Source organism: Desmonostoc vinosum (assembly GCF_059505385.1).
On sequence record NZ_JCACKM010000077.1, the window covers coordinates 1 to 22,273 of the forward strand.

Sequence of the window (22,273 nt, forward strand, 5' to 3'; positions counted from 1 at the left end):
AATCCCCAATCCCCAATCCCCAATCCCCAATCCCCAATCCCCAATCCCCAATCCCTAAAACTTCTCAACAGCAGGTCTTAAATCAAGTTCTAGCGTCCAAGCGGTAGGATCTTGTTGATAGAGATACCAATAAGTTTGAGCGATCGCTTCTGGTGAAAGCAAGGTATAAGTTTCTTTCTCAATACCCCTTGCTTTTACTTTGGGAGTATCAATGATGCCATCAATCACAATATGAGCAACGTGAATTCCTTGGGAACCAAACTCTCGTGCGAGAGATTGCGCCAATGCTCTCAACCCAAATTTACCCACTGCCAAACCCGCAAAACGAGCAGAACCTCTCAATGCAGCAGTCGCACCCGTGAACAGAATAGTACCTCGACCCTGCTCAATCATTTTTGGTAGAACCTGCTGCGCTGCTAAAAAAGCTCCAAAACAATTGACTTTCCAGCAGCTTTCAAATTGTTCCGGTGTGAGTTCTAGAATGCCAGCAAATTGAAAAGCTCCGGCATTATACACCAAAACTTCAGGTGCATCTAATTGAGAAAACACCTCTGCAAAGGCAGTTTTCATCGATCCCTCATCGGTGACATCTGCTGTCACTGCTATAGCTTTACCGCCAGTAGCAGCAATTTGATTTTGAATTTGAGTAAGTTGATCAGCACTTCTGGCCAACAGTGCGACAGCAAAGCCTTCATGAGCAAACCGATGAGCGATCGCACTTCCTAATCCCGGCCCAACACCAACAACCACCGCAACCTTTGCTTGACTCATATCATCTTGCTCCTACAAAGCTACATTTGTAATGGGGATTGGGGACTGGGGATTGGTGTTTGCTATTTCTCCCTCTGCTTACCCTGCCCCTCATCCTTTCAAGGGTAGGTTTTTCATATTCAGTCTGAAAAACCTATTTTTTCGTTCCGAAATCTTTCTCCGCGTCACCCTTCGGGTGACGCTCGCAAGCTCGCTAACGCAGTCGCCTGCGGAGGGAAACCCTCCTGTAGCGCTGTCTCACCGTGTCCCCGCGTAAGCGCGTCAACCAAAACGCGAAATCTAAAAAACCTACCCATAAGAGGCCCCCTCATCCCCCGGTCACTGAGCGTAGCCGAAGTGCATCCTCTCACGTGAGAATCGCTATATCATTTAAAGTAGGGGACTAAATCTTTTCATTTTTGATCATTTAAGGATTGACGTTGATTCGTCCACGACATTTTAGTTTGCCTGGGAGCAGGGTTAGTTCTTGAATATCAACATCTGAACCAAGATCTATGTTGTACGCATAGTTTTCTTCTGTGAGCGTTTCTTGATTGTGTTTGATTTGAATTTTGGTCAGTTGTAATTCATGACCACTGAGCAACTGTAAAGCCATACTAATCTCCAGGGGTGTTGTTTCACCATTAGCGACTCGGATGCCGCACAGTATAATTTGGTTATTTTCAAGGAGAATTTTTTGCCAATTGATTGGCTGGAATTTTGCAAAGTTTTCTGGTAAGAGTTGAACCAGTACATCCTTAAAAGCATTGGATAATAGGTCAGATGAGAGAGAATAATTCAAATCTTTCTCGTCTACGAGCAACTCCCCAACCACTGGTACTGTTTCCAACAGTCGTAGAGGTTGACCTTTAAGTACTGAGCCGACATTTATCTGAATATTTTCTGCCGCTATTTGAATTTGGGTAATATGGAGACCTTGATAAACTGCATGAGTAGCAAAAATCGAGACTGCGGGGATGCGTCCAGAAAGAATTTGGCGATCGCTAGCTTGAATTTCCACTTCCAGTTGGGATACCTGGCTGACTTGCGATCTCAACCAAAGTTTTAGAGCTGTTGTCAATACCTGCGTAATTATACGTATCTTGTTTGCTTTTGTGGAAAAATTTTGCTCTGGCATTTCACAACTCTGTCTTTGAGTATCTACTTGACAACAGACAAAACTTAAATAAGCCTTAAATTTAACATTTCTGCTTACTTACTACAAAATGCAAATATCAAATATCATTTAACTGTTAACAAAAAATCAGCAATTTCCACATGGAGGCACGGTTACAAAAAATTCTCGCCCAATGGGGTATCACTTCACGCCGAGAAGCCGAAGAGATGATTAGGCAGTCGCGTGTGCAGATTAATGGAGTATTGGCACATTTGGGTCAAAAAGTTGATCCCCAAAAAGATGCGATCGCTATTGATGGTAAGCCTGTGTCTAGCAGGCAGCGTCCAGCTTTAGTATATTTGTTGCTACATAAACCAACGGGAGTAGTTTCAACTTGCTACGACCCCCAGGGCAGGCCAACTGTCCTAGATTTATTACCAAAAGAATTGCGAAAGGGTTTAGGTATTCACCCAGTTGGGCGTCTAGATGTAGACTCTACAGGAGCAATTATACTTACGAATGATGGAAACTTGACATTTAAGCTCACTCATCCACGCCATAGTATTTCTAAAACTTATCGTGTGTTGGTCAAGGGACATCCTCCAGAAGCAGTGCTTTGGATGTGGCGTCAAGGCGTGGTTTTAGAGGGTAGAAAAACACGACAAGCCAGGGTGCATCTGATAGAACGGTTTGCTGAGCAAAGCAGTTTAGAAATTGTTTTGCAAGAGGGAAGAAATCGCCAGATTCGCCGTGTAGCCCAACAGTTGGGATATCCCGTAATTAAGCTGCATCGGACTGCTATAGGTTCAATCCAATTACAAACCTCAAAAGAACCCTTTTTAGATGTGGGTAAATATCGTTCTCTCAAAGATCATGAGATTCGTTTTTTGCAAGAGCATCTCAAGCAACCTATTAAAGATTCAGCTGAGTTAAGGAGTGTGGAAAGGCATGAAATGGCTAAAGAAGCAAAAGAATAATCAGGTGGTGCCGTCATTAGAACAGCAAAGAGCCGAAAAATTGACCGAAATGGGCGCTCAGCTTAGGGCATTGCGTCAAGAGCGGGGTTTTTCTTTAGAAGAAATGGTCATGTTGACCAAGATCCCCAAACGATTATTGCAGGCGATCGAAGCAGGTAATTTAAACGACCTACCAGAACCAGTATATATTCATGGTTTAATCAGACAATTTGCTGACGCGCTGGGTTTGAATGGAGCAGAATTTGCTAGTAATTTTCCGCTCAATTCTCCCAAAGCAAGCCTCCAATCTGGTTGGAAATCTATCAGTATTGCTCAATTACGTCCTTTTCATCTTTATTGGCTTTACATTTTAGTGATTATATGCTCTATAAGCGGTTTATCTCACTTATTGAATAATGCTGGACTGCAAGCAAATAATAACCAAATTCCTAAACCACTCACAGAGTCTGATGCCAAATCAGCGACACAACTCAAGCAGTCGCCAAAAGTTAAACCCGTCAGCAGCATCAAGGCCGACCAAGCAGTACAAATTGGTGTCACCCTAAAAGCATCATCTTGGATTCGCGTAGTTGCTGACGGCAAAACCGAGTTTGAGGGTACACTCCCACAAGGAACTCATCGGACTTGGAAAGCTCAAGAGCAACTCACAGTCAAAACCAATAATGCCGGTGGTGTTTTAATGAGCGTCAATCAGCAAGAACCCAAGAAAATGGGAGAACTGGGAAAAGTGGAAGAAATTAAGATTGCTGCCCAGTCTAGGCAGTGAGGGGGATGAGGGGACGCGGTGAGGGGGAGACGCGGGGACGCAGGGACGCGGTGAGGGGGAGAAAGAATTCTTTGTATCTTATTGTCGTGTTATCTCCCTGTACTTTAAAATTTCCCCGCGTCCCCGCGTCCCTCTGTCTCCGTGTCCCTCTTCCCCCATTCCTCAAGTCGTTTGCGGGGAACGTCCACAGAGTCTGGTAAGATTTTTTAAGCGATCGCCTAATTCCTGAGTTAAGGCTGCGGTTTGATAACGCCACTCCCAGTTACCTTCAGGAACGCTGGGAAAGTTCATCCGCGCTTCGTTTCCCAATCCTAAAATATCTTGCAAGGGAATAATTGCTTGGTTGGCTATGGAACTTAAAGCCAGTCGAATTAAATCCCAATGGATACCTTCGGGGCTGATACAACCTAAGTAAAGCAATAGATTTTGCTTTTCATAGTCACTAGCAGTGTTGAACCAGCCGATGGTTGTGTCGTTATCGTGAGTCCCGGTATAAACGACTGCGTTACGCGTGAAATTGAATGGTAAAAATGGATTGCCGGGATCAGAACCAAAAGCGAACTGTAAAATTTTCATCCCTGGGAATTCATACTTATCTCGCAGTGCTTCCACCCCTGGTGTAATTACCCCCAAATCTTCCGCCATGACGGGTAACTTACCCAACTTCTGCTTAATCACATCAAAAAAAGCTTCCCCTGGTGCTTCAACCCATTCGCCATTAATAGCAGTTTCTTCCCCTTGAGGCACAGACCAAAAAGCATCAAAGCCGCGAAAGTGGTCAATGCGAATAATATCTACATAATCCAGCATGGCCTCAAAACGCTGCACCCACCATTTAAAGTCTTGTTTTTGTAATTCCTCCCACTCATAAACTGGGTTGCCCCACAATTGACCAGTGGCACTAAAATAATCTGGTGGAACTCCTGCCATTTGCGCGACTTCGCCAGTTTCTTCATCTAAGCAAAAGATATTGGGATGTGCCCACACATCAGCACTATCATGAGCTACATAGATAGGGATATCGCCGATAATATCTATACCGCGCATGTTGGCGTAGCTTTTGAGGTTTGACCACTGCCGAAAAAACTCAAATTGGACGAACTTGTAATAAAAAACTTCACCATTCAACCGCCGCTGTACTCTATCTAAAGCTTCCGGTTCTCGCTTGACAAGTTCTGGTTCCCATGTATGCCAGCTTGCGCCCTCATTAGCATCTTTTAGCGCCATGAACAAAGCATAATTGTCTAACCAATAGGCTTTGCTATCACAAAAACCTGCAAACTCTTTTTGCTGTAATGGCGTAGCATTGACTTTGAAATTCTCGCAGGCTTTTTTTAATAAACCAATCTTAATTGATACCACCTGCTCGAAATCTACTTTTTCCTGTGGAAATGCTGGTAGGTGAGCAAAGTCTTCTTCAACTAGCAAACCTTCATCTAGCAGCTTTTCTGGGCTAATTAATAAGGGATTTCCTGCCATTGCCGAGTAGGACATATAAGGCGAATTGCCGTATCCTGTCGGCCCCAAGGGTAAAACTTGCCAATATTGTTGATAACTCTCTTTGAGAAAATCAATAAAGCGATAGGCTTCTAAGCCTAAATCCCCAATACCAAATCGACTGGGAAAAGAGGTTGGATGCAACAAAATGCCGCTAGATCTAGGAAAAGGCATATTTAACCTGAATTATAAGAGGAAGTAACGGTCTTTTTGATGCGCTAGGCGATCGCATCGAATCTATCATGGAACAGGATTTTGAGAGTAAATCAAAGTAAACTCGTTTGTTGTTTGTCCTTTGTTAATGATCAATGACCAATAACTAAATAACTAATGACTTACCGCAATCCTGCACCGACAGTAGATATCATTATTGAACTAGTAGACCGACCTCATCGGCCAATAGTGTTAATTGAAAGACATAATCCACCCTTAGGTTGGGCTATTCCTGGTGGTTTTGTGGATTATGGTGAACCTGTAGAAATAGCAGCACTACGGGAAGCTGAAGAAGAGACGGGTTTACAAATAGATTTAGTTGAGCAACTACTGGTATATTCTGATCCCAAGCGCGATCCCCGTCAGCATACAATTAGCATCGTGTTTTTGGCAACAGCCACGGGAGAGCCAAAAGCGGGAGACGATGCCAAAGATGTAGGAATTTTTGAGCCTTGGCGCGTACCGAGTAATTTATGTTTTGACCACGATCGCATTTTGCGAGATTATTGGCAATATCGGCACTATGGTATACGTCCAAGGTTGGGATGAGGAAGCAGGGGGAGAAATAACAAATACTCACTCCCCACTCCCTACTCCCCACTCCCTACTCCCCAAACCAAATATGACTCGAAAAGTTATTCGTACAGATAAAGCACCTGCCCCAGTGGGGCCTTATAATCAAGCGATCGCCGCTACTGGTGAATTAGTGTTTGTCGCTGGACAAATTGCGATTGATCCCCAGAGTGGTAGTGTGCTGGATACTAATGATGTGGCTAAGCAAACTGAGCAAGTGATGGCTAATCTTAAAGCTATCCTGACAGCAGCAAGTGCCAATTGGGAAAATGTGGTCAAGACAACTGTGTTTCTCGCTGACATGAATGATTTTGGCGCGATGAATGCAGTTTATGCCAAATATTTTCCCGAAGAATCAGCCCCAGCACGTGCTTGTGTACAAGTTTCCCGTCTACCAAAAGATGTATTGGTGGAGATTGATTGTATCGCAGTGATTTGGTAAAAACGCGATTAACAAGTTCCGTGAGTTTAAGTCCCCCGGTTCTATAACCGGCAAGTTTGGTGTTGAGGTTGTCTTACAAAGTTGAGGCAGTGTGATCTTGGGGAGCCACTGCGCCCTTCGGGTTTCCCGGCAGCCGCGCAAGTGGCGTGGTTTCCCCCATGAACAACTGCCGTCAGTGAGGAGGAAACCCAAAGAGTGACTTTGCGCTAAATCCCCATTACAAAACTTAATTACGTTAGCGTAGCGGTAGCGAGGTACGAGCGTCATTACGAATTACGAATTATTTAATAAATTGACTTAGTGTTTATACCAATATCAATAGCCATGAATAGCACATCTGGAATTTCTGCCAGCAAGCCCGGTAGATTTTGGAAAAAGCCTAAAGAGGTTGATTTTAGAGAATTTGCCACACTTTTAGGAAAAGCAGCCATCAATCTTGCTTTCAGAGACCAGAAAGGCGTAGCAGAGAACTTATTGGAAGCCTTGCTAAAACTTGGCATAAGAAAAACATCCGAAGAAATTGCTTGGTTGTTGATTTATGGTTCTTTAACACAAGCAATGCTTAACTTAATCAACGAGAAAGAAAAATTACTACTCAGAGAACCAAATGATGATGAACTAGAGCAATTATCAAATCTCCTCAGTCAAAACTTAGACAATCAAGAACTAGTAATCGACCAAGACTTTTTAAGACAGCCCAGAGTTTTACCGATAGTAGAAGATGTCAAAACTACTTTTGCTGAATGGCTAAAAGCTTTTGGCGTCAATCGATATGATGCCAAAAGTATTAGTAATCGCCTACCTGCCTATTTTATTTTTGCCTTGCGTGATCAATGGGCAAAGAATCCTCAACAATATGAAGATTTACAACCAAAAAATACTCCCGTAGATAAGGCATATGAACGGGAACAAGCATGGTTAAATTATTTTGCCTGGTTGCAACAAGAGGTAGATAAACCACTATTTTCGATTGAAAACTTTAGCCTCAAGCAAGTTTATATACCCTTACGTGCGTATTATGTTAAAGAGCAAGATGACCAACAGCAGTTAATTGTTGTTGACTTAGAAAAAGAATTGCAAACTTGGTTAGATGAGCCTAAAGAGGCAATTCGTGTAATTAGTGGTGGCCCAGGCAGCGGCAAATCTTCATTTACTAAAATTTTTGCTGCTAAACAAGCAGAATATGGCAATCAAGTTTTATTTATTCCTCTGCACTTATTCAACCCTCGCAAAGATTTAGTTGAAGCAGTTAGCGACTTTATCAGAGATTTCCGAGGCTGTAATTTACCTCCCAATCCTTTACAAAAAGATAATCATGACGAATCACAACTTTTGATTATTTTTGACGGCTTAGACGAGCTAGTCATGCAAGGTAACGCCGCCGCAGAAGTTGCTCAACAATTTATTGATGAAGTTCAAAGAAGAGTTCTGTTATTCAACCAGCAAAAACCACTTTTAAAAGTGTTATTTAGTGGTCGTGAATTAACAGTGCAAGCAAACAAAGCTATGTTTCGCAAGTCACCTCAAATATTGCATGTTTTGTCTTATTTTGTGGCTGATAACGATAGAGAAAAATACAAAGATGAGCATGGCGTATTAGAGCTAGATCAGCGACAGGATTGGTGGCAATTATATGGAGATGCTAAAGGTTACGATTACAAAAAGTTGCCAACAGAGTTATCAGGAGATAATTTGACGGAGATTACATCTCAACCTTTGCTGAACTACTTGCTTGCATTGGTTTTTGTGGATGGTAAATTTGATATCAAAGATAGTAACTTAAATTCCATCTACAAGAAATTGCTCGAAGGAGTTTATAAGCGAGGTTGGGCAGATAATCAACAACATCCAACACTTGGAGAATTTGAAATTGATAGTCTCAACAAATTTGCTCGGATTCTCGAAGAAATTGCTCTAGCTTGCTGGCATGGGAATGGTAGAACAACAAAAGTTAAAGATATTGAAAATAAAATTGCTAGTAATGGATCATTAAGACAAATTTTTCAAGAATATAAAGATGCAGCAGAGAAAGGTGTAGTCAGGCTTTTAACAGCGTTTTACTTTCGGCAGAGTGATTATCAAGAAGGTGATAAAACCTTTGAATTCACACACAAAAGTTTTGGTGAGTATCTAACAGCAAGACGCATTGTGTCGGAATTAGAACGTATTCATGAAATGAAAAAAGAAAACCGATATGGAGAATGGAAAGAGGAAGATGCTCTGAAGCGTTGGGCAATGCTTTGTGGGTCAACTGCTATGGATGGGTATTTATTTAATTTCATTGTGGATGAAATCGGCTTACAGGATTCAGCCAAGGTTAAAGAATGGCAAGATACGCTATGTCATTTAATTGGTTTTATGCTGCGTAATGGAATGCCGATGGAATGTTTAATACCCAGACCTAATTTTAAAGAAGAAAACAGACAAGCACGAAATGCAGAAGAAGCATTGTTAGTGGTTTTAAATGCCTGCGCTAGGTTGACAAAGGAAGTTTCAAAGATTAAATGGCCTACACTTGATGCTTTTGGTGTTTGGATTTCTAGATTGCATGGGCAAAGATTGGATTACCAAGAAAAAGTTTTATGTTTAAATTGCTTAAGCTTTATAGATTTGCAAAACTGCATTTTAATAAACAAGGATTTTTACAAAGCGAATTTTGAAGGAGCGAATCTTGAAAATGCAAATCTGGGCTGGGCAGACATTGATCAGACGAATTTTGAAGGGGCGAATCTTGTAGGGGCGAATCTTGAAGGGGCGAATCTTGAGAGGGCGAATCTTGTAGGGGCGAATCTTGAGAGGGCGAATCTTGAAGGGGCGAATCTTGAGAGGGCGAATCTTCAAGGGGCGAATCTTGAGAGGGCGAATCTTGTAAGGGCGATTCTTGAAGGGGCGATTCTTGAAGGGGCGAGTCTTAGAGGGGCAAATCTTGAAGGGGCGAATCTTGAAGGGGCGAATCTTGAAGGGGCGAATCTTGAAGGGGCGAATCTTGTAGGGGCGAGTCTTGAAGGGGCGATTCTTAAAGGGGCGATTCTTGAATGGCCAAAGCTTGTACAGGCAAATTTTTAGAGCAAAAATCTAACAGGTGATTTCTAGAAAAGAATTTACCAAAGCCGTTGGTTTCGACTTCGCTCAACCAACTGAATGGTCGAGAGTTGAGCGAAGTCGAAACTCGTCATTAAACTGAAATGGTATGAGTAGTCGAGAGTTGAGTGGACTTGTACTGAGCTTGTCTTGAGCGGAGCCGAAAGGCGAAGTCGAAGTAGTCGAAACTCGTCATCATAGGTATTTTTTTAATTAGAAATCACCTAAACCGATCGCAAAGCTTTTTGAGCCTCAGAGGCGATCGCTTCCACTTCATCGTTCGCCATTGTCTCTAATATAGATTTAGCCTCTGCACCACCCAAATGAGTTAACGCTTGCACAACTCGATAACGAATTTGCCAATCTGGATTAGTTGCATAGGGCACTAACAGAGGCACAGCTTGGATATCTCCCAACTCCCCAAGGGAACTAATCGCGGCAGTTTGCACCAATTCATTTTCTGATGTGAGTGCCTCTTTGAGTAAATCAATCCCTCGCGGATCGCCTAACTCTCCCAACGTAGCGATGATGCTGAATTGAATTAACCACTCATTGGTTGTTTGATAAACCCGTTGCAAATCATCAAAAGCCGCATGTAACTTCAGTGCGCCTAAACAATCTGCTGCTGCTGCTTGCACATCCGCTTCCGAATCATTCAGCAAGCGATCGCGCAATAACTCCAAAGATAAATCTAAATTCTGATTGCCGAGTGTATCAAATTGACTAACAGCTGAGTATCGCACACGAGAATTACTATCGCCAATCGCACTTTGAATTAACTCAAAACCGATCACCGGTTCCAACTCACGGATTTGATTTACTCCACGCAAGCGATCGCCCAAATTCTCGGAACTGAGTAACTCTTTCACAGACTCAGGTGTAACACTCATTTAGTTATCCTTGATTTTCAAATGTATAAAAAAAGCAAATAGTCAGCAGCCAAAAGTCATAAATCACTGAACCACTAACCACTAACAAATGACAAATAACTACTCTTGACTTGCTGCCATTGCCCGAATCACATCACCACGAGTGAGGATACCAATTACTTGACCCGCGCTGTCAAGCACTGGGAGGCGATGAACGCTGCGATCGTGCATTATTTGAGCTGCTTGCTTGAGAGTTTTGTCAGGGGAAATGGTGATCGGATTTTTGCTCATCGCTTCCCCAACAGTTTGTCCTAGTGCTTTGTGCAAATCGCGATCGTAAGTAGCAGGATTTTTTAAATAGATCACGCTATCAAGAAACATGATGTATGCTGGCGGCGTTACGCCTGTTTCTTGCCACATCAAATCAGTTTCTGAGATAATGCCCACCAACTTACCGACATCATCCACAACAGGTAGGCCACTGATGTGGCGCTCTGCGAGAATTTGAATAGCTTCCTTCAGTGGCGTTTCCGGCTTCACGACAATTGGGTCGTGGCTCATTACATCAGCAACTGTTTTAGGCATTTGTTTACTGGCACCTTTTATCAGAGTCCCTGGGATCATTGTAGAAAATAGCGAGTCTTAACCTGAGACGAATTTGTAATTCGTAATTCGTAATGACGCTCGAGGACTCGCTACCGCTACGCTAAGCTGTTCCACATATAACTTGCATAATTAGGGCGGGCAAGATGCCCACCCCACAAGAGTTTTATTTAATTTGATTATGTAATTTAGATGTTTTTTAGCTTAACGTAATTCGTAATTATTTTCTTCCCCTGCCCCCTCATCCCCCTCATCCCCCTCATCCCCCTCATCCCTCCACTCCCCACTCCCCTCGCAAAGCCGCGATAATTTGACTATTCGCTTGCGGAAAGGCAAATTGCTCTAGTTCTTCCAAGCTTACCCAGCGAATTTCATCGCATTCCAGAGGTTGGGGAATACCTGTAACGTGACGACAGTGATGTACCGTTAGAGTGACGCGCAAGTGTGTATACGTGTGGTCAATAGTGATTAAATGCTTTCCTACTTCAATCACTATTCCCAGTTCTTCGTAAATTTCTCTTTGAATACATTCCTCTATTGTTTCACCAGGTTCAATCTTTCCCCCAGGAAATTCCCACAAACCACCCATTGTCCCTTGAGGACGACGGCGATCAATTAATATCTGCTCTTGTTCATTCCAAATTACAGCAACACCAATAATTTTATGAGGCACAGAGGGATTGGTTTGACTCATGGTTGATGATAAGGGAGTGGGGGATAAGGAAGCAGGGAGCAGCACTTCGACTTCTCCTGTCAAAGACGCTAGGCGTAGCTTGCTACCCCGTAGGGTACAACTTCGCTCAGTGACCGGATCAGTAACTGGAGGAGAAATAACCAATAACAAAACTCGGCAAGTTAATTTAAGCTTTGCCGAGTTTGGACTGTTTATGAATGTAGTTTACCGCTCTTAGTATGTCCACGTATCTGTACTAGTTATTCATGAATATGTCTCTGTTTAACTAAAAATTTTGGTTAACGAAAACAGACTTTTTAAGGATATATAAGACTCCTATTTAACCTGTAAAAAAATTTAGTACCAATCAAAAAGGTTTTTCCCTATTCCCTACTCCCAACTCCCAACTCCCTACTTACGCAAGTAATTTCAAAAATCAAAGCGGATTACCATCGCAGAGACTCATTTGTGATTGTGGCGATCGCAATACTTAAAAACCACAAATCTAATATATTGTATGGTTATTCAACTTCGTTGTTATTGGCTTCAGTCCCTTGTAGCGCCAGTTCAAAGTTCATTCTTTGTTCGGCGTTACGCAAGAAATAACCACTGATCATAGCGGAAGCAAGAAGCCTACCCAAACTTTCACGACTGGTAGTAACAGTAATACCAAACTGTTCTGAAGGCAGGTTTCCCAACAATCCTACAATATTTCGTTCCATCACCTGAAAGACTTCTCCAGAGGCAGGTTGAGATAGCTGGGTAACTGTCTCTGGACTCAGTGATTTAACATACTGCCACAAAAGATCATCAGTTTCGGATTCGCTATTAAAAAATTCTGAGACTCGGTTAGACTGGTTACTCATTTTATAATCTCCTTTACTACCACTACTTGTGCGGTAATTCTGTTTTGAAGACTAATGACTGCTTTCGATTTAGCTAACCTATTTAGCCTTCATGTCAATTAATGTAACAAATTGACTCTCTTGTAGCAGTCGGTGTAACCGTACTAAAAACAGGGTGTTTTCTCGCCCGTAGTCATTAGACCTCTTGCAAAAGTCGGATACTCGCCAGAAAATTTATTTTCTGGCTGATAACTCAAGTCGGTTTCAACCGACTAATAACAGTATTTTTAGTCCGTTTCAACGGACTTTTGCTATTAGGCAGAGACTTGAGTCTCTGACGGTTCAAGTATTTTTGCAAGAAGTCTATTAGTCATATAAACTAATGACAAAGTTCAAAGTCTGAGCGTCGGCGCTCAGAACTTTGTAAGAGAGGACAAAAAACTAACTTGCCAAATACTCATCCATACTGGCTTTAGACTTCCGAAGTTTGGTTAAGGCTTCACGCTCAATTTGTCGTACTCTTTCCCGGCTAATGTTTAGGATTTCGCCAATTCTAGCTAGAGTTAAAGCCTGCCCATCAGTTAATCCAAAGCGTAAGGTGATGACTTCTCTTTGTTGTGGTGTTAGATCTCCCATCAAGCGCTCTAAGTCATAAGATAGAGAAGATTGCATGACAAATTCTTCGGGAGAAGCTCCTGGATCTTCCAGCATTTCTCCGAGTTCGGTGTCATAATTATCACCCAACCGCAAATCTAAAGATAGAGGTAAACGGGCTTTTTCTAGGTATTCTCGCACCTGTTTGGGAGTTAATTCTAATTCTTGAGCTAGCTCAGCAGCTGTAGGGGCGCGTCCTAGTTTTTGTGATAGTTGACGCTGCGCTTTCTTAATTTTATTTAATTTTTCGGTAATGTGAATAGGTAGCCGGATGGTGCGAGCTTTTTCGGCGATCGCACGGGTAATGGCTTGACGAATCCACCAATAGGCATATGTAGAAAATCTATAGCCTTTGGTGGGGTCAAACTTTTCTACGCCCCGTTGCATTCCAATGCTACCTTCTTGAATCAAGTCGAGTAAATCGACGTTGCGCTTAATGTACTTTTTAGCAACGGACACAACTAGTCGCAAATTAGCTTCCACCATCTTGCGTTTGGCAAATTCGCCATCTGCTATCACTTCGTTCAACTCTGTTGGCTCTAGCTTTGCCGCTTTTGCCCACTCCTCTAAAGTCGGTTCTCGCCCTAACTGGGTAACAAGATCCTCTCTAGATTCATACAAAGCTGTTGAACGTTGCACTTGTTTGCCATAAAAAATCTCTTCCTCATGGGTTAGAAGTGGTACACGGCCAATCTCACGCAGATAAGTCCGCACGAGGTCTGTGGCTGTCTGAGCGGTCTTCATGGCGCTACTCTTTGGTAATGATGGGTTTGACGGTGGGTCATTAAAGGATAGATGCTTGTTGATGGTACTACCCAGCCAAACTGGGAATCCATGCCATGGTTTGCAATTTACGCGCTCGAGAAACTCGGCTGCTCATAATAATCAAATTAGGACTTCTTAACTGCTAAAAAGTTACAGTTATTTCTGTGCTGACACAAGTATCTACAGTTAGATAATAGGTAGCCTCTTAAACATTTGTTTATGGGATGTGTATTAATAATTGTAACATTTATGAGAAAAATTTGAATATCCAAAAGTAGGAATTTTCATTTATCCTCCAGTTAACGCGACAATTTTATCTGTCTTGGAATTTATTATCTAGTTAAAAAAACTTTCTTACTACTCATATTTGTTAAAATATCTCAATGATAACTATAGTCATTCTCTTCTAAGGGGGGACTGGGGACTGGGGACTGGGGACTGGGGACTGGGGACTGGGGACTGGGAAATGAGTGTTAATTATTTCTTCCCCTGCTCCCTCATCCCCCTCATCCCCCTCATCCCCCTCATCCCTCATCCCCTCGTCCCGCAAATCAAGAAGGACGTACCTCAAAAGGCACACAGTAATCTTGGATGCCTTTGACATCTAAGGTTGTATTTTGCAGTGAACGGATAGCGGCAACGGTGGCTCTTGCTCCGGCTATGGTGGTAATTATGGGAATTTTGTAAGCTAAGGCTGTGCGACGGATTAATCTCGCGTCAGTCTGGGCCTCCTCGCCTGAAGGTGTGTTGATGATCAGTTGAATTTTTTGATTTTTGATCGCATCAAGGACGTGGGGACGACCTTCATGGAGTTTGAGTACTAAATCGACGTTTAGCCCTTGTTCTTGAAGAACTCGGCGTGTGCCCAAGGTAGCCATCACTGTAAAGCCTAAATCAATAAATTCCTTGATTACAGGCACCGCAACAGTTTTGTCGCGATCGCTCATCGACACAAATACGGTTCCTGTCAGTGGTAAACGCTCCCCAGCACCCATTTCCGCCTTGGCAAAGGCGCGTCCAAAGTCGCTGTCAATTCCCATGACCTCGCCAGTGGAGCGCATTTCCGGGCCTAATATTGTATCAGTTCCTGGGAATTTATTAAACGGTAATACAGCTTCTTTGACGGCAATATGAGAGGGAATAATTTCTTGGGTAAAGCCAAGCTCCTCTAAGGTGCGACCAGACATAATTAAGGACGCTAGTTTCGCCAGTGGTACACCCGTCGCTTTGGAGACAAAGGGCACTGTGCGCGAGGCGCGGGGGTTAGCTTCTAAAATGTAAACTTGGGGAGAATAACCTTGAGCGCCGACAACGGCAAACTGAATATTCATCAAACCAACGACTGACAAGGCTTGTGCTAGCTGCACTGTCCAGGTGCGAATTTGATTAAGAACTGCTGGTGATAGAGAAATCGAAGGTAAAGAGCAAGCTGAGTCTCCTGAGTGAATTCCTGCTTGCTCTATGTGTTCCATAATACCACCAATTACTACTCGCCCAGTATGATCGGCGATCGCATCTACATCAACTTCGATGGCATTTTCTAAAAATTTGTCAATTAAAATTGGATGTTCCGGTTCCACCTGTACCGCAAAGGTCATGTAGCGTTCTAATTCTGTATCGGAGTAGACGATTTCCATCGCCCGTCCCCCTAACACGTAGCTGGGACGTACCACCACTGGATAACCAATACGTTTGGCGACAATCAGGGCATCCTCATAACTGCGAGCAGTACCATTCGGTGGTTGAGCAATATTTAAATCCTTGAGAATCTTCTCAAACCGCTCTCTATCTTCTGCTGTGTCGATAGAATCTGGTGAAGTACCCCATATTTTGGGAATTGGGAATTGGCAACTCTCCCCAGTCCCCAGTCCCTGTAGATACTGCTGCAATGGTATTGCTAACTTCAGGGGTGTTTGTCCGCCGAATTGGACAATTATGCCTACAGGATTTTCAGTTTCGATGATGTTGAGGACATCTTCTTTGGTTAATGGCTCAAAGTAGAGGCGATCGCTTGTGTCATAGTCTGTAGAAACTGTCTCAGGGTTAGAATTGACCATAATCGTTTCAAACTCCACCCCTTTGAGGGCATAGGCGGCGTGACAACAGCAATAGTCAAACTCAATCCCTTGCCCAATGCGGTTGGGGCCACCACCTAAAATTACCACCTTTGGTTTAGTTGCGGGCAAGACCTCTGTTTCTTCTTCGTAGGTAGAGTAGTAGTAGGGGGTGAATGCTTCAAACTCGGCCGCGCAGGTATCTACGGTTTTATAAACGGGGGTAACACCTAGTTGTTTGCGGTAGGCGCGGACTTCATCTTCGGTAGTTTTGGTAGCAAAGGCAATTTGGCGATCGCTAAATCCATCGCGTTTGACTTCATACAATTGAGCTTTTGTCAATTGCTTTAAGGGTGTTCGTTTGAGAAATTTTTCAACTTCTAATATTTGCTGCATTTTATCCAGGAACCACGGATCAATACCAGTGAGTTCATAGATTTCTTCGTTGCTGATGCCGATCTGCATGGCATGACGGACAGCGAAAATGCGATCGGGGTTGGGTGTCCGTAAAAGGGCGCGAATTTGTTCACCACTGGGTAATTTTTCCGGCTTGTCGCAACCCCAACCCGCGCGTCCTGTTTCCAAGGAACGTAGCGCTTTTTGGAAAGATTCATTAAACGTCCGTCCCATGGCCATAGCTTCCCCAACTGACTTCATCTGTGTTGTCAGCACCGGCTCAGAACCAGGGAATTTTTCAAAAGCGAAGCGGGGAATTTTGGTAACTACGTAATCAATTGTTGGTTCAAAAGATGCCGGTGTTTTCTTGGTGATATCATTTTTAATTTCATCCAAAGTGTAACCAACAGCCAATTTCGCGGCCATTTTAGCAATGGGGAAACCAGTAGCTTTAGAAGACAAAGCAGAACTGCGGGAAACACGGGGATTCATTTCAATCACCACCACATCGCCGGTGACAGGATTGACAGCAAACTGAATATTAGAACCGCCAGTTTCTACACCAATCTCGCGGATAATCTTAATTGCCATATCCCGCAGCCTTTGGTATTCTTTATCAGTAAGGGTTTGTGCGGGCGCGACGGTAATAGAATCCCCAGTGTGAATACCCATAGGGTCAAGATTTTCGATTGAACAGATAATTACCACGTTATCTGCTAAATCACGCATTACTTCTAATTCATATTCCTTCCAACCAAGCAGAGACTGGTCAATGAGAATTTGTGAAACAGGACTAGCGTCTATACCTACTTGTGCCATTTCCTCAAATTCTTCTTGATTGTAGGCAATACCACCACCAGTACCCCCCAAGGTGAAAGCAGGACGGATAATTAGGGGATAAGTACCAATTTGGCGAGCGATCGCTTTCGCTTCTTCCAAAGATGAGGCTGTACCACTGGGGCACACTTGCACCCCAATTTTTTCCATAGCCTCATTAAATAGTTTTCTGTCTTCAGCTTTCTCAATGGCTGGCAGCTTCGCACCAATCAGCTCAACACCGTACCTTTCCAATACCCCATTTTTCGCCAGAGTCACAGCAAGATTGAGGGCAGTTTGTCCCCCCATTGTTGGTAATAAGGCATTGGGGCGTTCTTTAGCGATGACTTTTTCGACCAATTCCGGTGTTAGCGGCTCAATGTAGGTGCGATCGGCCGTTTCCGGGTCAGTCATGATTGTCGCAGGGTTGGAGTTGACCAAAATCACCTCATAGCCTTCTTCTCGCAAAGCTTTACAGGCTTGAGTGCCAGAGTAGTCGAACTCACAGGCTTGTCCAATCACAATTGGGCCAGAGCCTAACAGCAGAATCTTCCGGAGGTCGTCGCGGCGGGGCATAGTCGTGGCCTTGGGTACGAGAATACAAATCCTGACTATTTTAAAGGTCTTTCTCCCCTATGATGACGTTTATTATCAAGTTTTACAGGTTTGATGACATTGGGGATAAGAAGACGCGGGGACGCGGGGACGCGGAGAGGGGGAGATGTGGTTCGACCCCGCTCACCAACCGGGAGATGAGGAAGCAGGGGGAGAAATAATAACCTCATTCTCTACTCCCTACTCCCCACTCCCCACTCCCTACTCCCCATTCATATGTTTAATTTTATTTAATTATGATGTGAAAAAAATTTTGTTTTTGCGAATATTTACTAATTGATCGAATGAGGTATTTTCAGAAATAGTGTTTTTTTTGGCATACATTACCTTTAGTTATTCAATACAAGTTGATTAACCTTAAATAAAATCTTTCTTGACTAGCTAATTGCTAAAAACTTTCAAAGTTAAATAATATGTTGTTATATTGACTTAAATTAAAATGGCAGAGAGGTCAAAATGCCATTCTCTGCCATTGTTTATGATTTTTTAAGAGCTAGTGATGCCAAGTTTTTATTTAGTCTGGGTTAGACCAATCTAGATAATAAAAGCTTTAGTTGTGGGCAGGTTGGACAAAACCCAGTGTCAAACTGTCCTTGGCAAGGAAGTGAGTCAAATGATAAGCGCGTTCTTCAGTTTTTAAGAGGATTTTTTCGTAGAGATAGCGTGTGCCTCTGTCTCCCAAACTCTCCGCCTGAGCGGCTTGACGGCGAATTAGGCTAACCATTGCTTGTTCTGCTACCAAGTCATTTTCTACCATTTTACGAGAAGAAAATGCACCATCTGCTTCTGGCTCAAAGCAGCATAATTCAGCTAATTTGCTGAAGCTAGCAGCTGGCACACCACCTAATCCATTAAGACGCTCTCCGATTTCATGGATATGGTCTTGCACTTCTTTGTAGCTGTCATTGAAGAACTCATGCAGTGAGTAAAATTCTGCACCTTCTACTACAAAATGATGCTTTTGATACTGCAAGTACAGTGCCTGGAAACTAGCTAAAACAACGTTAAATCCTTCGGTAACTGGAGCAGTTACACTACGATCCAGCAATACTGGATTGTCATACACTTGACCAAAATTTTGTAACACAGTTTGCGTATCAGCCATTGTTCTCCTCGCTTTTAGCAGTCATAGTTTTTAACTGCTTAGTTTTTACATATTAACATTTTAAAAATGAAAGCAAGACCAATCAATATTACATTGTTTGGAAGTTTTCGCAGCTAAAACCCTCATTTTATTCTTTAACGAAATAATGAGATGCCCATTAAGCTGTGTTTACTTCCAACTCTCCTTGACATAAATACTTAAGTATGTGTGCTTCTTCAGGAAGAATTGGGGATGGGGAATTCGTAATTCGTAATTATTTATTCTCCCCCTGCTTCCCCTGCTTCCTCTATTACAGCAGTTATTAGCTGTACAGCAGTAGCTTTTGTCACAATTGCACCTGTGCAGGCAGCTACAAGGTATCAAGTAAAATCTGGTGTCACTCTCTGATAAGAATGATTAATTACAAAGATTTAATTTTTTTTGACTAATTAACTGAGAATTGTTTGCACTTAAGGTATCCTAGTTTATGAAGTGAAACTCCTAAAAATTTTAGAAATAGGGGTTCAAGGTGCGGTAGTTACTGCAAGTTTGTTGCACGTTGAGGGCAATTCTCTTGAAATCGTTTAGTTCAGAAATAGCAGAAAAGCACATTTTAGAGGTGAACTGGTCAGATCGTTGGCAGGTTTATAAACGCTTACAGGAATTAGATATTCCATGTTGGTGTGAAACTAACCAGCCATTGCAAGTTGAAATTAGCAGTCCCATGGCTGTCATTCAACTCTGGTGTGTGATGCGACAATTCACAGCCCCGCGTCAAGACCTAATTTGGTCTCTTGAGCATTGCTGGCACAGTCGCTACAAACAGTTTTGAGATTGTCTGGCTGAACAGCTTGTTGGAGTTAAAGGGAGGTTAAATAAATGGGTGAATTCCACAATACGGAAATATCAGAATTTTGCCTTGAGGGTAGATTTCTCGATTTTGTTATCAAAGATGGCTATAAGCTTAAAGGTTTGCTTTTGGCTACTGCTGAAGGTGAATGTTATGTGAAGTTAGCTAAACATTTACGGGTGGCGTTTGACTTGCGATTACCACCGGGAACTTGGTTACAGGTTGCTGGTACAAAAAAGTACGATTTAAAAGATGACAAAATTACACTGAAAGCTGAGCGTGTGATGGCAGCACGAGGAACTTGGGAGGGTGAGAAAATTTCACCACCACAAGAACCACCATTAGTTAATCAGTCCAAGCCAAAACCAACTAAAACCAAGTCCACAATTTTAGTATGTCAAAAGTCTGATTGTATGAAACGCGGTGGTAAAGCAGTTTGTCAAGCATTGGAGGCTGCGTTGAGCGATCGCGGTTTAGAAGACCAAGTAAACATTAAGGGTACTGGCTGCATGAAAAATTGTAAAGCTGGCCCCAATTTAGTGATGCCAGACAAAACCCGCTACAGCCGAATTCAAGCCAGACAAGTCCCCACAATCATGGATAAGCATTTTGCGGATAATCAAAGGGAAGTAGCGATCGCTGTTTCAAGTCTGGCTGAAGCTGCTACCTAAGTTTTTCTATGTTAATGAAATTTTTTATAACAAACATTTTTCATCTGTTCTTTTAATACTCAATAGACCTTTTGCAAAAAAGTTGCAAAAGGTCTAATTTGATTGAGAGCGATCGCCTAAAAGTATCTGAAACCCCCTGTTCCCCTTCTCCTGTCGGAGACGCTGCGCGAACGGGTGGCGCTCCTACGTCGCTCTAAGCGAAGCTATGCGTAGGCTTGACGCTGCGAACATCGCGCTGGCTCACCTATTCCCTATTCCCTATCATCCTTGCTCAATGATGATAGCGTGGGTAGTAATTTCGGTAGCGGTTGTGATAATACCTGCGGTAATGAATGTACAGAGGATCATAAACTCCGTGGCGGTAATTCTGGTAGCGATTGTGATAATACCTACGGTAATGATTGTAACGAGGATAATAGCCCCTGTGGTAGTATCTGGGGTAATGGTTGTAACGACGATAGTAACGTCTGTGACGGTAATATCTGTGTCGAGGATATGATCTGTAACGATGATAGTATCGTCTATGGTATCTGTGATAACGCCGATATCTTCTGTGTTTTAACTTTTCGGTATCAGCAACTTCGTCTTCCTGAGCCGATGAATATTCTCTAGCTAGAAGTGGCAAGGAATTTATCACATCTTGATTTGTCTGTTTTTGGGTGACTGGTATTCCCAAATTCTCAGACTTTATTGGCATTTGAAATTCATTTTTTGGAGATGCTGTCGCTATCTCAAATCCTAAGCAACTAGGCAATAATAATGCACTGAACACAAACTTCCAAAACACTGTTTCACGCTCCTAATTTTTTGTTCCCTAATTAAGCTAGGGAATGCCTAATGTGAGGCTCCGGCTGAAATAGGATTTACGCAGTGAAACAAAAAAATAAGTCTGTTTTGCTAAAGAAAACATAGGGCCTCTATAAATAATCTACCATACGGAACGTGGCAAATGTACTTATTGGCGATCGCATATTACAGCAATCCTGAATGAGTCACCAATAAAAAGCTCCCCAACTTCTTCAGGAAGTCGGAGATTTGAGGCTCTCGGTATTTGTCAAGCAAATAGGATTACTATAGTTTTTTGGATAATCTTAATTATCTATTTATATTTGTTCATTAACAAGGAACGGGGTTAAGAGTCTTTTGTTATATGACTTTGTTCGGAAAATTTATACCTCATTTACTTGTGAGACGCTGTAGCTAAATTTATTACTAAAGAGAGAGTTTAGTTAAGAAACTACTAATTTTAAATAGAAGATAAATAGGAAAATCTTCTGCTTTAAAAAATTAATTTTTCTTAACAAAAATGAGCTTTTTTAATTATTCAAAACCTCCTTTACGCCGTAAACAGCCAATTGTGGCAATTCCTGAACTAGAAGGATTGTTATATATTAATTGGCACATTGGTAAAATTACGCTTTATTCGACGTTCTACACTCGTATTGATCAGGCTTGTATTCTTTGGAGTTTGCTAATAATAACGATGTTTATTACAGCTCAGTTTGTAAGCGTTAGTTGGAGTTTACAAGCTACTTTATGGTCAATTCTCAGTTGTATTGGCATCGTCGCAATGGTAACTTGGAGTTGGGATTGGGTCAAACTGAAACACATTAGTTGGGTACTATATTGCTGGATAGTGCTAATGCTTTTTGGATTGATATTAACCAATTTAAGTATTTTTATTGGTTGGGGTGAAATATTACCGTATCTATGTCCATTGTGGTTAGGACTAAGTACACTTGGTTACTTGTGTACTGGATTAGCATTGCGATCGCGTGCTTTAATCTTGACAGGCATATTTCACTTGCTAGGAATTCTCATCTTGCCTTACATCGGTGCATGGCAATTTCTCACCACCGGGATTGTGATGGTTGTTTGTTTACTAGTGTTGGCTGAATTTCAGTGGGATTGTGTGTGACTTGCACAGACGCGTTATGACGCGTCTGTGCAAAAATTAAATGT

The 22,273-nt window shown here is 42.4% G+C and carries 21 protein-coding genes; 11 read left to right on the plus strand and 10 right to left on the minus strand.

The window, feature by feature from the left end; all coding sequences use genetic code 11:
- Window positions 1–54: 54 nt before the first annotated feature.
- Both AC5JMF_RS13380 and AC5JMF_RS13385 read right to left on the minus strand, forming a co-directional pair.
- A complete protein-coding gene (locus tag AC5JMF_RS13380) occupies window positions 55–771 on the minus strand; it encodes an SDR family NAD(P)-dependent oxidoreductase (protein WP_495796213.1) in 717 nt (238 codons plus the stop codon).
- Window positions 772–1,177: 406 nt separating this feature from the next.
- Window positions 1,178–1,888, minus strand: a complete 711-nt coding sequence (locus AC5JMF_RS13385) for an LmeA family phospholipid-binding protein (protein WP_495796214.1) — start codon at window positions 1,886–1,888, stop codon at window positions 1,178–1,180.
- A gap of 140 nt (window positions 1,889–2,028) precedes the next feature.
- On the opposite strand from AC5JMF_RS13385, the gene AC5JMF_RS13390 reads away from it, so the two are divergent.
- Together AC5JMF_RS13390 and AC5JMF_RS13395 are read left to right on the plus strand one after the other, a co-directional pair.
- Window positions 2,029–2,844 carry a pseudouridine synthase gene (locus AC5JMF_RS13390; RefSeq protein WP_495796215.1) on the plus strand — a complete coding sequence of 272 codons (816 nt, stop codon included), beginning with the start codon at window positions 2,029–2,031 and terminating at the stop codon, window positions 2,842–2,844.
- A complete protein-coding gene (locus tag AC5JMF_RS13395) occupies window positions 2,816–3,610 on the plus strand; it encodes a helix-turn-helix domain-containing protein (protein WP_495796216.1) in 795 nt (264 codons plus the stop codon). The genes AC5JMF_RS13390 and AC5JMF_RS13395 overlap by 29 nt, the downstream gene beginning before the upstream one ends.
- A 162-nt stretch (window positions 3,611–3,772) precedes the next feature.
- Here the strand turns inward: AC5JMF_RS13395 and malQ are convergent, their stop codons facing one another.
- Entirely contained in the window at window positions 3,773–5,281 is a 1,509-nt protein-coding gene (gene malQ / locus AC5JMF_RS13400; RefSeq protein WP_495796217.1) for a 4-alpha-glucanotransferase, read from the minus strand.
- Between the two features lie 156 nt (window positions 5,282–5,437).
- Here malQ and AC5JMF_RS13405 point away from each other — a divergent pair, with 156 nt between their 5' ends.
- From AC5JMF_RS13405 to AC5JMF_RS13415, 3 genes are all read left to right on the plus strand, one after another.
- A complete protein-coding gene (locus AC5JMF_RS13405) occupies window positions 5,438–5,869 on the plus strand; it encodes an NUDIX domain-containing protein (protein ID WP_495796218.1) in 432 nt (143 codons plus the stop codon).
- A 73-nt stretch (window positions 5,870–5,942) separates the two neighbouring features.
- On the plus strand, window positions 5,943–6,335 hold the full coding sequence (locus tag AC5JMF_RS13410) for a RidA family protein (protein ID WP_495796219.1): 393 nt from the start codon (window positions 5,943–5,945) through the stop codon (window positions 6,333–6,335).
- Between the two features lie 324 nt (window positions 6,336–6,659).
- Window positions 6,660–9,401 (plus strand): pentapeptide repeat-containing protein, encoded by a 2,742-nt coding sequence (locus AC5JMF_RS13415; RefSeq protein WP_495796220.1) that lies wholly within the window; start codon window positions 6,660–6,662, stop codon window positions 9,399–9,401.
- A gap of 239 nt (window positions 9,402–9,640) precedes the next feature.
- Here AC5JMF_RS13415 and nblB read toward each other — a convergent pair whose 3' ends face one another.
- The 3 genes from nblB to mutT form a co-directional block, all read right to left on the minus strand.
- Window positions 9,641–10,306, minus strand: coding sequence for a phycobilisome degradation protein NblB (nblB, locus tag AC5JMF_RS13420; RefSeq protein WP_495796221.1), 666 nt, complete (start codon window positions 10,304–10,306; stop codon window positions 9,641–9,643).
- A 99-nt stretch (window positions 10,307–10,405) separates the two neighbouring features.
- Complete coding sequence (locus tag AC5JMF_RS13425; RefSeq protein WP_495796222.1) at window positions 10,406–10,870, minus strand: CBS domain-containing protein; 465 nt, start codon at window positions 10,868–10,870, stop codon at window positions 10,406–10,408.
- Window positions 10,871–11,156: 286 nt separating this feature from the next.
- Window positions 11,157–11,582, minus strand: coding sequence for an 8-oxo-dGTP diphosphatase MutT (gene mutT / locus AC5JMF_RS13430; RefSeq protein ID WP_495796223.1), 426 nt, complete (start codon window positions 11,580–11,582; stop codon window positions 11,157–11,159).
- Between mutT and AC5JMF_RS13435 the strand changes: the two genes are divergently transcribed.
- Complete coding sequence (locus AC5JMF_RS13435; protein ID WP_495796224.1) at window positions 11,581–11,799, plus strand: hypothetical protein; 219 nt, start codon at window positions 11,581–11,583, stop codon at window positions 11,797–11,799. The two genes, mutT and AC5JMF_RS13435, sit on opposite strands and share 2 nt — an antisense overlap.
- A 283-nt stretch (window positions 11,800–12,082) precedes the next feature.
- Here AC5JMF_RS13435 and AC5JMF_RS13440 read toward each other — a convergent pair whose 3' ends face one another.
- Window positions 12,083–12,427 (minus strand): DUF760 domain-containing protein, encoded by a 345-nt coding sequence (locus tag AC5JMF_RS13440; RefSeq protein WP_495796225.1) that lies wholly within the window; start codon window positions 12,425–12,427, stop codon window positions 12,083–12,085.
- 184 nt (window positions 12,428–12,611) lie between these two features.
- On the opposite strand from AC5JMF_RS13440, the gene AC5JMF_RS13445 reads away from it, so the two are divergent.
- Window positions 12,612–12,776, plus strand: coding sequence for a hypothetical protein (locus tag AC5JMF_RS13445; RefSeq protein WP_495796226.1), 165 nt, complete (start codon window positions 12,612–12,614; stop codon window positions 12,774–12,776).
- Window positions 12,777–12,847: 71 nt separating this feature from the next.
- Here AC5JMF_RS13445 and AC5JMF_RS13450 read toward each other — a convergent pair whose 3' ends face one another.
- From AC5JMF_RS13450 to dpsA, 3 genes are all read right to left on the minus strand, one after another.
- Window positions 12,848–13,804, minus strand: a complete 957-nt coding sequence (locus AC5JMF_RS13450; protein WP_495796227.1) for an RNA polymerase sigma factor, RpoD/SigA family — start codon at window positions 13,802–13,804, stop codon at window positions 12,848–12,850.
- A 572-nt stretch (window positions 13,805–14,376) separates the two neighbouring features.
- Window positions 14,377–17,667, minus strand: coding sequence for a carbamoyl-phosphate synthase large subunit (gene carB / locus AC5JMF_RS13455; protein WP_495796228.1), 3,291 nt, complete (start codon window positions 17,665–17,667; stop codon window positions 14,377–14,379).
- A gap of 589 nt (window positions 17,668–18,256) precedes the next feature.
- Window positions 18,257–18,811 (minus strand): DNA starvation/stress protection protein DpsA, encoded by a 555-nt coding sequence (dpsA, locus tag AC5JMF_RS13460; protein WP_495796229.1) that lies wholly within the window; start codon window positions 18,809–18,811, stop codon window positions 18,257–18,259.
- Between the two features lie 553 nt (window positions 18,812–19,364).
- Here dpsA and AC5JMF_RS13465 point away from each other — a divergent pair.
- From AC5JMF_RS13465 to AC5JMF_RS13480, 4 genes are all read left to right on the plus strand, one after another.
- The gene (locus AC5JMF_RS13465; protein WP_495796230.1) at window positions 19,365–19,622 is read left to right on the plus strand and encodes an Asr1405/Asl0597 family protein; all 258 of its coding nucleotides are present in this window, start codon (window positions 19,365–19,367) and stop codon (window positions 19,620–19,622) included.
- 47 nt (window positions 19,623–19,669) lie between these two features.
- Window positions 19,670–20,311, plus strand: coding sequence for a (2Fe-2S) ferredoxin domain-containing protein (locus AC5JMF_RS13470; protein ID WP_495796231.1), 642 nt, complete (start codon window positions 19,670–19,672; stop codon window positions 20,309–20,311).
- Between the two features lie 285 nt (window positions 20,312–20,596).
- Window positions 20,597–20,923 (plus strand): hypothetical protein, encoded by a 327-nt coding sequence (locus AC5JMF_RS13475; protein ID WP_495796232.1) that lies wholly within the window; start codon window positions 20,597–20,599, stop codon window positions 20,921–20,923.
- 694 nt (window positions 20,924–21,617) lie between these two features.
- The gene (locus tag AC5JMF_RS13480) at window positions 21,618–22,229 is read left to right on the plus strand and encodes a hypothetical protein (protein ID WP_495796233.1); all 612 of its coding nucleotides are present in this window, start codon (window positions 21,618–21,620) and stop codon (window positions 22,227–22,229) included.
- Window positions 22,230–22,273 lie beyond the last annotated feature (44 nt).

Excerpts from the sequence above, each read along its gene's own strand:
- carB (WP_495796228.1), bottom strand. The coding sequence starts at position 17,667 with ATGCCCCGCCGCGACGACCTCCGGAAGATTCTGCTGTTAGGCTCTGGC.
- dpsA (WP_495796229.1), bottom strand. The coding sequence starts at position 18,811 with ATGGCTGATACGCAAACTGTGTTACAAAATTTTGGTCAAGTGTATGAC.
- nblB (WP_495796221.1), bottom strand. The coding sequence starts at position 10,306 with ATGAGTGTTACACCTGAGTCTGTGAAAGAGTTACTCAGTTCCGAGAAT.
- mutT (WP_495796223.1), bottom strand. The coding sequence starts at position 11,582 with ATGAGTCAAACCAATCCCTCTGTGCCTCATAAAATTATTGGTGTTGCT.
- AC5JMF_RS13415 (WP_495796220.1), top strand. The coding sequence starts at position 6,660 with ATGAATAGCACATCTGGAATTTCTGCCAGCAAGCCCGGTAGATTTTGG.
- AC5JMF_RS13470 (WP_495796231.1), top strand. The coding sequence starts at position 19,670 with ATGGGTGAATTCCACAATACGGAAATATCAGAATTTTGCCTTGAGGGT.
- AC5JMF_RS13440 (WP_495796225.1), bottom strand. The coding sequence starts at position 12,427 with ATGAGTAACCAGTCTAACCGAGTCTCAGAATTTTTTAATAGCGAATCC.
- AC5JMF_RS13410 (WP_495796219.1), top strand. The coding sequence starts at position 5,943 with ATGACTCGAAAAGTTATTCGTACAGATAAAGCACCTGCCCCAGTGGGG.
- AC5JMF_RS13435 (WP_495796224.1), top strand. The coding sequence starts at position 11,581 with ATGGTTGATGATAAGGGAGTGGGGGATAAGGAAGCAGGGAGCAGCACT.
- AC5JMF_RS13480 (WP_495796233.1), top strand. The coding sequence starts at position 21,618 with ATGAGCTTTTTTAATTATTCAAAACCTCCTTTACGCCGTAAACAGCCA.
- AC5JMF_RS13425 (WP_495796222.1), bottom strand. The coding sequence starts at position 10,870 with ATGCCTAAAACAGTTGCTGATGTAATGAGCCACGACCCAATTGTCGTG.
- AC5JMF_RS13390 (WP_495796215.1), top strand. The coding sequence starts at position 2,029 with ATGGAGGCACGGTTACAAAAAATTCTCGCCCAATGGGGTATCACTTCA.
- AC5JMF_RS13395 (WP_495796216.1), top strand. The coding sequence starts at position 2,816 with ATGAAATGGCTAAAGAAGCAAAAGAATAATCAGGTGGTGCCGTCATTA.
- AC5JMF_RS13450 (WP_495796227.1), bottom strand. The coding sequence starts at position 13,804 with ATGAAGACCGCTCAGACAGCCACAGACCTCGTGCGGACTTATCTGCGT.
- AC5JMF_RS13405 (WP_495796218.1), top strand. The coding sequence starts at position 5,438 with ATGACTTACCGCAATCCTGCACCGACAGTAGATATCATTATTGAACTA.
- AC5JMF_RS13380 (WP_495796213.1), bottom strand. The coding sequence starts at position 771 with ATGAGTCAAGCAAAGGTTGCGGTGGTTGTTGGTGTTGGGCCGGGATTA.
- AC5JMF_RS13385 (WP_495796214.1), bottom strand. The coding sequence starts at position 1,888 with ATGCCAGAGCAAAATTTTTCCACAAAAGCAAACAAGATACGTATAATT.
- malQ (WP_495796217.1), bottom strand. The coding sequence starts at position 5,281 with ATGCCTTTTCCTAGATCTAGCGGCATTTTGTTGCATCCAACCTCTTTT.